Annotated in this window: 11 protein-coding genes; 7 read left to right on the top strand and 4 right to left on the bottom strand. The window is 72.5% G+C overall.

Translation table 11 applies throughout. The features are described 5' to 3' along the window. Positions 1-166 precede the first annotated feature (166 nt). Positions 167-2,845 carry a DNA gyrase subunit A gene (gene gyrA, locus Q0112_RS04510; RefSeq protein ID WP_297972020.1) on the bottom strand — a complete coding sequence of 893 codons (2,679 nt, stop codon included), beginning with the start codon at positions 2,843-2,845 and terminating at the stop codon, positions 167-169. Positions 2,846-3,028: 183 nt separating this feature from the next. Beyond that, positions 3,029-4,726: a mechanosensitive ion channel domain-containing protein gene (locus Q0112_RS04505; RefSeq protein ID WP_297972015.1), complete on the bottom strand. Its 1,698-nt coding sequence runs from the start codon at positions 4,724-4,726 to the stop codon at positions 3,029-3,031. 226 nt (positions 4,727-4,952) lie between these two features. On the opposite strand from Q0112_RS04505, the gene nrdR reads away from it, so the two are divergent. Further along, positions 4,953-5,423, top strand: a complete 471-nt coding sequence (nrdR, locus tag Q0112_RS04500) for a transcriptional regulator NrdR (RefSeq protein ID WP_297972012.1) — start codon at positions 4,953-4,955, stop codon at positions 5,421-5,423. Positions 5,424-5,427: 4 nt separating this feature from the next. Beyond that, positions 5,428-6,546 carry a bifunctional diaminohydroxyphosphoribosylaminopyrimidine deaminase/5-amino-6-(5-phosphoribosylamino)uracil reductase RibD gene (ribD, locus tag Q0112_RS04495; protein ID WP_324563109.1) on the top strand — a complete coding sequence of 373 codons (1,119 nt, stop codon included), beginning with the start codon at positions 5,428-5,430 and terminating at the stop codon, positions 6,544-6,546. A 133-nt stretch (positions 6,547-6,679) separates the two neighbouring features. Here ribD and Q0112_RS04490 read toward each other — a convergent pair whose 3' ends face one another. Beyond that, a complete protein-coding gene (locus Q0112_RS04490; RefSeq protein ID WP_297972009.1) occupies positions 6,680-7,795 on the bottom strand; it encodes a polysaccharide biosynthesis/export family protein in 1,116 nt (371 codons plus the stop codon). 191 nt (positions 7,796-7,986) lie between these two features. Here Q0112_RS04490 and Q0112_RS04485 point away from each other — a divergent pair, with 191 nt between their 5' ends. The 5 genes from Q0112_RS04485 (at position 7,987) to Q0112_RS04465 (ending at position 11,403) form a co-directional block, all read left to right on the top strand. Continuing rightward, a complete protein-coding gene (locus Q0112_RS04485; protein ID WP_297972006.1) occupies positions 7,987-8,607 on the top strand; it encodes a riboflavin synthase in 621 nt (206 codons plus the stop codon). 115 nt (positions 8,608-8,722) lie between these two features. Next, entirely contained in the window at positions 8,723-9,835 is a 1,113-nt protein-coding gene (ribB, locus tag Q0112_RS04480) for a 3,4-dihydroxy-2-butanone-4-phosphate synthase (RefSeq protein WP_297972003.1), read from the top strand. 1 nt (position 9,836) lies between these two features. Beyond that, positions 9,837-10,349: a 6,7-dimethyl-8-ribityllumazine synthase gene (locus Q0112_RS04475; RefSeq protein ID WP_297972000.1), complete on the top strand. Its 513-nt coding sequence runs from the start codon at positions 9,837-9,839 to the stop codon at positions 10,347-10,349. Next, positions 10,346-10,855: a transcription antitermination factor NusB gene (nusB, locus tag Q0112_RS04470; RefSeq protein ID WP_297971997.1), complete on the top strand. Its 510-nt coding sequence runs from the start codon at positions 10,346-10,348 to the stop codon at positions 10,853-10,855. Before Q0112_RS04475 ends, nusB begins: the two co-directional genes overlap by 4 nt. Positions 10,856-10,980: 125 nt before the next feature. Next, positions 10,981-11,403 (top strand): DoxX family protein, encoded by a 423-nt coding sequence (locus Q0112_RS04465; RefSeq protein ID WP_297971995.1) that lies wholly within the window; start codon positions 10,981-10,983, stop codon positions 11,401-11,403. Between the two features lie 90 nt (positions 11,404-11,493). Here the strand turns inward: Q0112_RS04465 and ubiB are convergent, their stop codons facing one another. Next, positions 11,494-13,020 carry a 2-polyprenylphenol 6-hydroxylase gene (gene ubiB, locus Q0112_RS04460; RefSeq protein WP_297971992.1) on the bottom strand — a complete coding sequence of 509 codons (1,527 nt, stop codon included), beginning with the start codon at positions 13,018-13,020 and terminating at the stop codon, positions 11,494-11,496. Positions 13,021-13,117: the final 97 nt, after the last annotated feature.

Below are 13,117 nucleotides of genomic sequence, written 5' to 3'. Positions count from 1 at the left end.
GTCGTGTAGTGTGAAGAGCGGGTTAAAGCTGACAAAAATAACCAGCTAGAACAATAACTTGCTCTAGGTTTCGCGCGCGAAATCCGCTCTCGAGCATCGCCGTTGCCCTCGGCCGTGCTCATCGCGGGCGATGCCGTGCAGGAGGGAGCGAGCCCTTCTCCCGCGCTCACTCCTCCTCGGCGTCCCCGTTCTCCGCGATCAGCGCCACCGAGACGACGTTCTCGTCGGCCGCGGTATTGAAGACCCGCACCCCGCCGGCGCTGCGCGAGCGGAAGGAGATGTCGGAGACCGGCACCCGGATCGACTGGCCGGCGTCGGTCGCCAGCATCACCTGGTCGTCCGGCGCCACCGCGAAGAGCGCGACGAGCGGCCCCCCGCGCATGGCGCGGTCCATCGCCGCCACCCCCTGGCCGCCGCGCCCGCGCACCGGATAGTCGTGGCTCGACGAGAGCTTGCCCGCCCCGTGCGCGGTGACGGTCAGCAGCAGGTCCTCCGCCTCGGACATCTCGACGTAGCGCGCCTGCCCGAGCTCGAAGCCGTCGGTCGCGACCTCCTCGTCCTCCTCGGCCTCGGCCTCCTCCTCGGTCGCCCCGGCCACGGCGCGGCGCATCTTGAGATAGGCCGCCCGCTCCTCCGGCGTCGCCTCGAAGTGGCGGATGACCGCCATCGACACCACCTCGTCGCCCGCCCCGAGCCGGATGCCGCGCACCCCGGTCGAATCGCGTCCCTTGAAGACGCGCACGTCGGTCGCCGGGAAGCGGATCGCCCGCCCGCCCTTGGTCGTCAGCATGACGTCGTCCTGCTCGGACGCGATGCAGGCGTTCACCAGCCGCGTCCCCTCCGGCAGCTTCATCGCGATCTTGCCGTTCGACTTCACGTTGGTGAAGTCGTCGAGCGCGTTGCGCCGCACGTCCCCGTCCGAAGTGGCGAAGACGATCTGCAGGCTCGCCCACTCCGCCTCCGGCACGTCGACCGGCAAGAGCGCCGCCACCGACACCCCGGCCGGGATCGGCAGGATGTTGACGATCGCCTTGCCACGCGCGTTCCGCCCGGCGAGCGGCAGCCGCCAGGTCTTCAGGCTGTAGACCATCCCCTCGGTGGTGAAGACGAGAAGCGCGGTATGGGTGTTGGCGACGAAGAGGCGGGTGACGAAGTCCTCGTCCTTGGTCGCCATCCCCTGCGTGCCCTTGCCGCCGCGGCGCTGCGAGCGGTACTCGGTCAGGGGCGTCCGCTTGATGTAGCCGCCGGCGGTGACGGTCACCACCATGTCCTCGCGCTCGATCAGGTCCTCGTCGTCGAGGTCGGCGTCCCAGTCGATCACCTCCGAGCGCCGCGGCACGGCGAAGAGCTCCCGGACCTCGCGCAGCTCGTCCGAGATGATCTGCATGATCCGCCCGTGCGAGCGCAGGATGTCGAGATAGTCCTTGATCGCCGCCGCCAGCGTCTCGAGCTCGTCGGTCACCTCCTTCACCCCGAGCGCGGTCAGCCGCTGCAGCCGGAGCTCGAGGATCGCCCGCGCCTGCGTCTCGGAGAGCAGATACGTCCCGTCCTCGCGCACCCGGTGCGACGGATCGTCGATCAGCGAGATGTAGGGCGCGATCTCGGCCGCCGGCCAGGCGCGCGTCATCAGCCGCTCGCGCGCCTCCGCCGGGTCGGCCGAGGAGCGGATCGTCGCCACCACCTCGTCGACGTTCGAGACGGCGACCGCGAGGCCGCAGAGCAGATGCGCCCGCTCGCGCGCCCGGCGCAGCTCGTAGGCGGTGCGCCGCGCCACCACCTCCTCGCGGAAGGCGATGAAGTGGGCGAGAAAGTTCTTCAGGTCGAGCAGCTCCGGCCGCCCGCCGTTCAGCGCCAGCATGTTGCAGCCGAAGCTCGTCTGCATCGGCGTCAGGCGGTAGAGCTGGTTCAGCACCACCTCCGGCGTCGCGTCGCGGCGGAGCTCGATCACCACCCGCACCCCGAAGCGGTCGCTCTCGTCCTGGACGTGCGCGATGCCCTCGATCCGCTTCTCCCGCGCGAGCTCGGCGATCCGCTCGACCATCGTCGCCTTGTTCACCTGGTAGGGCACCTCGGAGACGATGATCGCCGTGCGCCCGCCGCGCACCTCCTCGACCCGCGTCCGCGCGCGCAGGATCACCGACCCGCGGCCCTCCTGGTAGGCCTTGCGCGCGCCCGAGCGACCGAGGATGAGCCCGCCGGTCGGGAAGTCCGGGGCGGGGACATGCTCCATCAGCTCGGCGACGGTGAGCTCGGGGTTCCCGATCAGCGCCAGCGTCGCGTCGATCACCTCGCCGAGGTTGTGCGGCGGGATGTTCGTCGCCATGCCGACCGCGATGCCGCCCGCCCCGTTCACCAGCATGTTCGGGAAGCGCGCCGGCAGGACGGTGGGCTCCATGTCCTTGCCGTCGTAGTTCGGCTGGAAGTCCACCGTCTCCTTGTCGATGTCGGCGAGGAGGAAGTTGGCGGCCTTGGCCATGCGCACTTCCGTGTAGCGCATCGCCGCCGGCTTGTCCCCGTCCATCGAGCCGAAGTTGCCCTGCCCGTCGAGGAGCAGCAGCGACATCGAGAAGTCCTGCGCCATGCGGACCAGCGCGTCGTAGATCGACTGGTCGCCATGCGGATGGTACTTGCCCATGACGTCGCCGACCGGCCGCGCCGACTTGCGGTAGGGCTTGTCGTGGGTGTTGCCGGTCTCGTGCATCGCGAAGAGGATGCGCCGGTGCACCGGCTTCAGCCCGTCGCGCAGGTCGGGGATCGCCCGCGCGACGATCACGCTCATCGCATAGTCGAGATAGGAGGTCCGCATCTCCGACTCGATCGCCACCGCCGGGCCGGCATGCGGCATGCGCGGGATCTCGGGCGACTCGTCGTCGCGGTCGTCGTCGTCAGGGGTGTCGGCCAAGGAAAATCCGGGAGTATCTGCTCAGGCCGGGACTATAGGCCGCGGGCAGGGCGGCCGCAAGGGCATTCGGGTCGGGCGGCAGGCGAGCGCGCGGCCTTATCGGGTTGATTTCGCTCGCTTGCTCGCTCAGGCGAGTGCCGGCGCGGCCGAGGCGCGCGCCACCTGCAGCGTCTGGGTCGGGAAGGCGAAGGCGAGGCCGACGCTCCCGGCGATCGCCACGATCTCGAGCAGGAGCAGCTCCTGCAGCCGGTAGAAGTCGTCCTCGCCGCGCGCCAGCAGCTCGGCATGCACCTGCACGTCGATCGAGAAGTCGCCGAGCCCGACGATGCGCACCCGCGGCGGCACCGGCGCCGCGCCGTCGAGCGGGTGGGCCGCGAGCGCGGCGAGCGTGCGGCGGGCGAATTCCGCCAGCTGCTCCGGCGTCGCCTCGTAGGTGAAGCGCACGACATGCTCGAAGAGCGTGGCGTCGCGGCAGGTCTTGTTCGTGACCTGCATCTTGGCGAGATCGGCGTTCGGCACGGTGATCTGCATCCCGTCCTCGGCACGGATGCGCGTCGAGCGCGGCCCGATCGATTCCACGTAGCCCTGGCCGCCGGCGAAGATGATGTAGTCGCCCACCCGGAACGGCCGGTCGGCGAAGATCGAGACCCCGCCGAACAGGTTCTCGACCGTCGACTGCGCCGCGAGGGCGAGCGCGAGGCCCCCGACCCCCACGCCGGCGACCAGGCCGAGGAGCGGCACCCCGAGGCTGTTCGCGCCGTAGACGACGACCGCCCCCGCCGCCGCCAGCCCGGAGACGCGGCAGACGAGACGCAGCAGGTGGACGTCGTAGCTCGTCTCGAAGATGCCGCGCGTCGCGATCACGAGCTCGCCGATCAGCGTGATGAGCAGGCGCGCCGCCAGCGCCGCGGCGAGGACGACCACGGCGAGGGTCAGCGCCTGGACGATGTGGAAGGCGAGGCCGGTGAGGTTCACCTGGCCGAGGAGATAGGCGCGCGCGACGAGCGCCAGGCAGGCGGCGACCAGCGGCACCGAAAGCCGCCACGCCTGGGCCGGGATCGGCCCGGCCCGCCGCCCGCGGCGCAGCGCGAAGCTCGCCCAGAGCACGCCGAGCCAGGTGGCGGCGCCGAGGACGAGGACGGCGGCGAGCAGCTTCCAGGCCGGCGTCCCGAGCACCACCGCCTCGAGCGGGGCCGGCATCGCCTGCACCAGCGCGCCGGGCACCAGCGGCCCGGCGAAGCGGATCTGCTCGGCGCGCCAGCTCTCGTAGGGGGCGGGGTTGAGGATCGGCAGGTCGATCACCAGCGCATGGAACCCGGGCAGGCGGTCGACCGTCGCGGCGGAGAACTGGAAGCTGCCGCGGTCCGGCCCCTCGGCGACGCGGGCGATGGCGATGTCGGTGCCCGGCAGGCGCACCGCCTCCGGCGCCGTGGCCGGATCGCCCGGCAGGCTCGCCGGATCGATCGCGGGCAGCCGCATCAGGATGTCCTTCAGCGTGCCGAAGGCGGCCGTCCCCGCCTCGCCGCGCAGCGCGGCCGGCGTCGCCGAGAGGTCGAACAGCCGGTCGGCGCGCGCGAGGACCTGCCGGATCCGCCGCTGCCCGGCGACGCTCGGCGCCTCGAGATAGCTCGCGAAGGCCGCATCGAGCTCGCGCCCGAGCGCGGTGACCGAGGTGAAGGTCGCGCGCGGGCTCGAGATGTCGACCGGCTCGAGCGGCGAGACGAAGCCCGACGGCGCCGGTGCCTGCGCCGGCGCGACCACCGGCATCAGTCCGACGAGAAGGAGGGCGGCGAGCCGCGCGAGTGCCTGGAGAGACCGCATCATCGAATCCACGGCCGGTGAAGCCCCGCAGACGCTAGACCATCGCCGCGGGCGATGACAGCCTCGCCGGAAGGCGGCGGCGCGGGCCCCGCCCGGCCAGTCCGTCTTGCGCGCGAGCGCGGCGCCTGCGAGCCTATCTTGTGAGGGCACGAAAGCGCTACTCAAGCAGTTGACGGCCGCCTATACTGTGGTCAAGGCTCCGTGAGCGTGAACAGGGTCGGGGAGAGGCATGCGCTGTCCGTTCTGCGGCAATATCGACACCCAGGTGAAGGACAGCCGTCCTGCCGAGGATCATGTCTCCATCCGCCGCCGGCGCTTCTGCCCGGCCTGCGGCGGCCGCTTCACCACCTACGAGCGGGTGCAGCTGCGCGACCTCGTCGTCATCAAGAAGAGCGGCAAGCGCGAGCCGTTCGACCGCGACAAGCTCGAGCGCTCGATCAGGATCGCGATGCAGAAGCGCCCGATCGAGAGCGAGCGGCTCGACCAGATGATCTCCGGCATCGTGCGGCGGCTCGAGTCGATGGGGGAGACGGATATTCCGTCCGACACCATCGGCGCCATCGTCATGGAGACGCTGGCGCGGATCGATACCGTGGCCTACGTCCGCTTCGCCAGCGTCTACAAGAATTTCCAGGCGGCGGACGACTTCGAGGACTTCGTCTCCGAGCTTCGGCCGGCGCCGGTCGGCCGGGAAGACTGATCCGGTGAGCACGCCCGGCCAGGCCGCCCGCGACGAGGGCTGGATGCGCGCGGCGCTCGGGCTGGCGCGGCGCGGGCTCGGCCGGGTCTGGCCCAACCCGACAGTGGGCTGCGTCATCGTGAACGGCGCGACGGTGGTCGGCCGCGCCCGCACCGCCGACGGCGGCCGGCCGCACGCCGAGGCGCTGGCGCTGGCCGCGGCCGGGCCGCGGGCGCGGGGCGCCACGGTCTACACGACGCTCGAGCCCTGCTCCCACACCGGCCGCACCCCGCCCTGCACCGATGCGCTCATCGCCGCCGGGGTGGCGCGCGTGGTGGTGGCGGTGGAGGATCCGGATCCGCGGGTGAACGGCGCCGGGCTCGCCGCGCTGCGGGCGGCCGGCATCGCCGTCGAGGTCGGCTGCCTCGCCGCCGAGGCCGAGACGGTCAACCGCGGCTTCCTGACGCGCATGACCACCGGCCGGCCGATGGTGACGCTGAAGATGGCGGCCTCGCTGGACGGGCGCATCGCCACCGGCACCGGCGAGAGCCGCTGGATCACCGGGCCGCGGGCGCGGTCGGAGGTGCACCTGATGCGGGCGCAGTCGGACGCGGTGCTGGTCGGCGCGGGGACGGTGCGGAGCGACGATCCGAAGCTCAACGTGCGCGGCCTCGGCATCGAGGACAGCCACCCGGTCAGGGTGGTGGTGAGCGGGGCGCTCTCGCTGCCGCGGGACGGCTACCTGGCGCAGACCGCCCGCGAGGTCCCGCTCTGGCTCTGCCACGACGACGAGGCCGAGGAGGACCGCCGCGCCGCCTGGACCGAGCTCGGCGCCGAGCTGATCGAGGTGCCCTATACCCCCGAGGTCGAGATGGACCTCGCCGCGCTGCTGCAGCTCCTCGGGCAGCGCGGGCTCACCCGCGTCCTCTGCGAGGGCGGCGGGCGGCTGGCGGCGGGACTGATCGAGGCCGAGCTCGTCGACGAGATCGTCTGCTACACCGCCGGCGTCGTCCTCGGCGAATCCGCCATCCCGGTGGTCGGCGGCCTCGAGGTCGCCGCGCTCCAGCTCGCCCCCCGCTTCAGCCTGGTCGAGGTGGCCCCGATCGGCCCCGACCTCCGGAGCTGCTGGCGGCGCCGCGCCTGACCGGGCACGGGATGGGCACGGGATGGGCACGGGGTGGGCACGGGGTGGGCACGCGTGCCCACCCGGCCCTGTCGTTGTTTTTGCTGGATAATCCCCGGTCCCGATAACCGGATGGCAACCATCGTTAACGCCCCTACTGCGCGATGACCTCGACGGTGCGGGTCAGCCCGGCGGTGGCGGTGGCGATCGTCAGCATCCGCGCCCAGGAGGCGATCGGCGCCTCGGTGATGTAGACGGTATCCTCGTCGCGGACGACGAACTCGCGCGCCGCGAAGAGCCCCTCCGGCCCGGTCAGGTCGATGATGTAGGCCATGCGCTGCGGCCCGGCGAGATCGCTCGCGCCGAGCACCCGGCGCGCCACCTCGGCGGGCTCGTCGCGGAAGATGAAGACCCCGGTCGGATCGGCCGAGAAGCCGTCGAGCCCGCCCGCCGTCGCGATCGCCTCGAGTGCCGTCATGTCGCGCTTGTCGAAGGGGATGCGCCGCTGCCCCTGCGTCGCGCCGAGCGCGGTGAAGGAGCGGCGGTCCTCCTCGACGATGATCCGGTCGCCGCCGCGCAGCGCCACGTCGTAGCGCGGGGTGTCGTAGAGATCCTGCAGCCAGATCCGCCCGACCTTGCCGCCGCGCTCGAGCTTGACCTGCGCGACGTCCGGCACCACCGCGACCCCGCCCGCCACCGCCAGCATCGACGAGAGGCGCCGGGTCGGCGCCTCGATCGGATAGACGCCGGGCGCGCGCACCGCCCCGAGGACGCTGACCGTCGCCCCGTCGCCCGAGGCGCGGCGGACTTCGACCTGCGGGTCCGGGGTCTGCGACTGCAGGCTGGCGGTGATCTCGTCGCGCAGCTCGCTCGGCGTGCGCCCGGCGGCCGGCAGCGTCCCCGCATAGGGCACGTAGATGTTGCCCATCTGGTCGACCTGGATCCGCTCGAGCGGCGTCACCCTCTGCCCGATCCCGGCGAGGAGGCCGGTGTCGACATTCTCCCACACGTTGACCGAGACGAGGTCGCCGGCGCGGATGGTGTCGGGCGACACCACCGGCGCGTTGGTGAACTCCGGGCCGAAGCCCAGCCGCTGGTCGATGCGCGTCGTCTCCGCGATCGCCGGCGTCACGGTGACGACATGCATCCCGAGCTCCTCGCCCCCCGAGAGGATGTCGCTGGCGGTGGGGCCGGATCGGGGCACGGTGCAGCCGGCCAGAGTCGCGAGAAGGGCGAGCGCGCACGCAAGCGCGATCCGCGGACGCTGCATCGATTGCCTCACCATCCTTGCCCGTCCGGCCTTGCCGGCCATTGCGCGCACGTTAGCGATTTTCCGCGTCCGGAGCCAGCGGAGATCGACGCGCGCCGGGCGGAGGGCCGCGCGCGACCCGCCGGCCGCCCTTGCCGCGCCGGCCGGCGCGGGCTAGGACCGCGGGCGGACGCAAGGCGGAAGGCAGCGCGATGTTCACCGGAATCATCAGCGACGTCGGCACCATCGTCAGCCTCGAGGATCGCGGCGACCTGCACGCGCGCCTCAGCTCCGGCTATGCGGCGGAGGGGATCGCCATCGGCGCCTCGATCGCCTGCGACGGCATCTGCCTCACCGTGACCGACCGCGGCCCCGACGGGGCGGGCGCCTGGTTCGACGTCGTCCTCTCGGCCGAGACGGTCGCCCGCACCAACGTCCGCAGCGGCCGCCGCGGCTGGGCGCCGGGGCGGCGGGTGAACCTCGAGCGGGCGCTGCGGCTCGGGGACGAGCTCGGCGGCCACATCGTCTCGGGCCACGTCGACGGGCTGGCCGAGATCGTCGAGCGCCGCCCCGAGGGCGAGAGCGTCCGCTTCGCCTTCCGTGCTCCCGCGGCTCTCGCCCGCTACGTCGCGCCGAAGGGCTCGGTCGCGCTCAACGGCACCTCGCTCACCGTGAACGAGGTCGAGGGGGCGGTCTTCGGCGTCAACATCATCCCGCATACCCTCGCCGTCACCACCTGGGGCGAGGCCGAGGCGGGCGATCTCGCGAACCTCGAGATCGACACGCTGGCGCGCTACGTGGCGCGGCTGACGGAATACGCGACCCCCGCCTGATCGAGGGTCGCACCGCCCCCGATCCTCGCCCGACGCTCACGTCCCGAGGCTCTGGCGTTCGCCGCGAGGCTGCGCTATCTGCCGCACGCAATCCCGCGACGACCGAAAGCCGCCGATGCCAACCGCTCCGAAGTCCGAATTCGAGCCTGCGATCTCGCCGATCGACGAGATCATCGAGGACGCGCGCAACGGCCGCATGTTCATCCTCGTCGACCACGAGGACCGCGAGAACGAGGGCGACCTGGTCATCCCGGCGCAGATGTGCACGCCGAACGCGATCAACTTCATGGCGACGCACGGGCGCGGGCTCATCTGCCTGACGCTGCCCGGCGAGCGGCTCGACGCGCTCGGCCTGCCGCTGATGGCGCAGTCGAACTCCTCGCGCCACGAGACCGCCTTCACCATCTCGATCGAGGCGCGCGAGGGGGTGACGACCGGCATCTCCGCGCACGACCGCGCCCGCACCGTCGCCGTGGCCATCGACCCGCGCTCCGGCCCGCAGGACATCGCGACGCCCGGCCACGTCTTCCCGCTCCGCGCCCGCGAGGGCGGGGTCTTGGTCCGCGCCGGCCATACCGAGGCCGCCGTCGACATCGCCCGGCTGGCCGGGCTCAATCCCTCCGGCGTGATCTGCGAGATCATGAACGAGGACGGCACCATGGCGCGGCTGCCCGACCTCGTCGCCTTCGCCCAGCGCCACGCGATCCGGATCGGCACCATCACCGACCTCATCGCCTACCGCCGCCGCTACGACAACCTGGTGCGCGAGACCGCCGTCGAGACGGTGACCTCCGAGTACGGCGGCGCCTGGCAGCTGCGCGTCTTCACCGACACGACCGGCGGGGGCGAGCATGTCGTGCTCTCCAAGGGCGACCTGACCACGCCCGAGCCGGTGCTGGTCCGGATGCACGCGATGAACCCGATCGAGGACATCCTCGGCATCCACCGCGGCCGCAGCCACCAGCTGCACGACGCCATGCGGCTCATCGCCGCGGAGGGGCGCGGCGTCGTCGTGCTGCTGCGCGACATGGGGGCGAAGCTCGAGATCGGCGACCATGTCTCGCCGCACCGGCTGCGCCAGTACGGCATCGGCGCGCAGATCCTGACCGCGCTCGGGCTCGGCGAGCTCGTGCTGCTCACCAACTCGCCGAGCCCGCGGCCGGTCGGCCTCGAGGGCTACGGCCTCGCCATCGCCGGCACCCGGCCGATCCCGCCGGCGGAGGACTGAGTTGGAGAGCCACCACATCCTGCCGCTGCCGCGGTTCGACCGGCCGACGCGGCTCCTCCTCGTCGTCGCCCCCTTCTACCGCGACATCGCCGAGGCGCTGGTCGCCGGTGCCCGCGCCGCCGTGGCGAAGGCGGGCGCCGGCGAGGAGCTGGTCGAGGTGCCGGGCGCGCTGGAGCTGCCCGCCGCCATCGGCCTCGCCGCGCGCGGCGGGGCCTTCGACGGCTTCGTCGCGCTCGGCTGCGTCATCCGCGGCGAGACGACCCACTACGAGACGGTCTGCAACGACAGCTCGCGCGGCCTGACCCTGCTCGGGCTGCAGGGGGTGTGCATCGGCAACGGCATCCTGACGGTCGAGACCCATGCCCAGGCTGCCGTGCGCGCCGACCCGGCCGGCCAGGACAAGGGCGGCGGGGCCGCCGCCGCGGCGATGCACCTCGTCGCGCTGAAGCGCCGCTTCGCCGCCCCCTCGCGCCCGCTCCCCGACGGCAGCTTCCGGGTGGCGGGGCTCGAATGACCCCGCCCGCGACCCCACCCGCGACCCCGCCGCGGCCGACCGCCGCCCAGGCGCGCCGGATGCGCTCGGCGGCCCGCTTCTACGCCGTGCAGGCGCTGTTCCAGATGGAGGCGGCCGACGCCGGCCTCGAGACGGTGATCGAGGAGTTCGAGACCCACCGCCTCGGCGCCGAGATCGACGGCGTGGCCTATGCCGATCCCGACGTCGCGCATTTCCGCGCGCTGCTCACCGCCGCCGTCACCGAGCAGGCTCGCATCGACCAGCTGACCGACCGGGCGCTGGTCGCGCGCTGGCCGATCGACCGCATCGACCCGACGCTCAGGGCGCTCTTCCGCGCCGCCGGGGCCGAGCTCGTCGCCACCGACACCCCGCCGAAGGTGACGATCAACGAGTTCCTCGACGTGGCCAAGGCCTTCTATCCCGAGGGCAAGGAGGCGCGCTTCGTGAACGGCGTCCTCGACCACATGGCCCGCGCCGCCCGCCCCGAGGCCTTCGCCGGCGGCTGAGCCCCGGTCTCTCCGGCTCGGAAACAATCAGTTGCCATCGGCCGAGATTGTTTTCGGTCAGGCCATCTGCCAGATGCAACGGCGAGGCGCGGACGTGCGCCCGCAGCAAGCAAGGGGCAACCGCCATGACCAACGCATCCTCCGCCGGCGCGCTCGCCGCCCGGGTCCTTCTCGCCTTCATGTTCATCCTCGCCGGCTGGGGCAAGCTCGGCGACATTTCCGGCACGATGGCCTATACCGCCTCGAGCGGGCTGCCGGGCGTCCTCGCCTTCCCGGCCATCGCCATCGAGCTCCTCGGCGGCCTCGCCGTGCTCGTCGGCTGGCAGACCCGCTGGGCGTCGCTGGCGCTGGCGCTCTTCTGCGTCGTCGCGGCGGTCTTCTTCCACTATCTGCCGGCGCAGGGGCTCGAGGGCATGGAGCGGATGGGCCAGATCATCAGCTTCCAGAAGAACCTCGCCATCGCCGGCGGCTTCCTCGCCCTCGCCGTCCTCGGCGCCGGCCGCTACTCGCTCGACGCCCGTGCGGAGGGGCGGCCGGCGACGGTCTGAGATCCTTTCCTCGGGGTTAACAGCCCCCGGAATGTGCTTCAGTTGCAACGAGTTGCCGGGAGTCGCACGCGTGCGACTCCCGTGCGGTTCCTAGAGCAGCGAGCCGAGCACCACCAGGCCGGCCCCGACCAGCGCCCCGGCGAGCGCATAGGCCCAGCCCGGCGCCCGGCGGGGCGGCGGCGGCGGGGGCGGGGCGTTGGTCCGCGCCAGCGCCGCCTCGGCGAGCTTCGGCAGCTGCGGCCCGAAGCGGCCCAGCACGCGCAGCATCCCGGCGAGGTCGCGCGCCATCGCCGCCGGCCCGAGGTTCGCCCGGATATAGTCGGTGACGACCGGCCGCGAGGTCTCCCACATGTTCATCTGCGGGTTGAGGCTGCGCGCCACCCCCTCGACCACCACCATGGTCCGCTGCAGCAGGATGAGTTCGGTGCGCGTCTCCATCCCGAACCGCTCGGTCACCTCGAACAGATGCCCGAGCAGCCGCGCCATCGAGATCCTCGTCGCGTCCTGCCCGAAGATCGGCTCGCCGACCGAGCGCAGCGCCTGGGCGAAGGCGTCGCGGTCCTGCTCGGCCGGCACGTAGCCCGCCTCGAAGTGGACCTCGGCCACCCGGGCATAGTCGCGGTGCAGGAAGCCGATCAGGATCTCGGCATAGACCCGGCGGGTATAGGCGTCGATCCGCCCCATGATGCCGAAGTCGAGCGCCACCAGCGCCCCGTCCGGCCCGAGCTTCAGGTTGCCCTGGTGCATGTCGGCATGGAAGAAGCCGTCGCGCAGCGCCTGGGTCAGGAAGGCCTGGATGATCCGCTCCGAGAGCCGGACGAGATCGGCCCCGCTGGCGCGCAGGGCCTCCACGTCGCCGAGGTTGATCCCGCTCACCCACTCGAGCGTCAGCACCCGCCGCCCGGAGGCCGGCCAGATCACCGCCGGCACCCGGAAGCCCGGGTCGCGCTCGGTGTTGGCGGCGAACTCCGCCGCCGCCGCCGCCTCCATCCTGAGGTCGAGCTCGCCGAGCACCACGCCCTCGAAATGCCGGATCACCGCCTTCGGCCGCAGCCGCCGGGCGAAGGGGGCGAGGAGCTCGATCATCCCGGCGGCGAAGTAGAAGGCGTCGACGTCGCGCAGGAAGGCGCGCTCGATCCCCGGCCGCAGCACCTTGACCGCCACCGTCTGCCCGGTGGCGCGCAGCTCCGCCCGGTGCACCTGCGCCAGCGAGGCGGCGGCGACCGCCGGCTCGAAGTCGGCGAAGAGCTCGTCGAGCGGCTGGCCGAACTCGTGCTCGATCGCCGCCCGCGCCTCCGCCATCGGGAAGGGCGGCAGCTTGTCCTGCAGCACGGTCAGCTGCGCGGCGAGCTCCGGCCCCACCACGTCCGGCCGGGTGGAGAGGAGCTGGCCGAACTTGATGTAGGCCGGCCCGAGCGCGGTCAGCGCGCGCAGGATCGGCGGCTGCGCCGGATCGCCGGGGAGGCCCAGCCACTGGAACGGCCAGCCGAGCACCCGCGCGGCGACCCGGAGCGCCGGCGGCGCGTCGAAGGCCTCGAGCGCCGTGCGCATCGCGCCGGTGCGCTCGAAGGTCGCGCCCGTGCGGATCAGGCGCCAGAGATTGTGCGGCCCCCTCATGCGATTTCCGGCCGACCGCCCTGGTCGCTGCGCTGGGCCGCGTGCGGACCGCCGCTCCAGGGTGAAGAGGGCAGCGCCCGACCCGGCGGGCGGGAAG

The sequence above is a fragment of the uncultured Amaricoccus sp. genome, from assembly GCF_937858865.1.
GTDB lineage: Bacteria > Pseudomonadota > Alphaproteobacteria > Rhodobacterales > Rhodobacteraceae > Amaricoccus.
The sequence above is the reverse complement of the archived record's forward strand: the minus strand, read 5'-3'. Positions and strand labels throughout refer to the sequence as shown.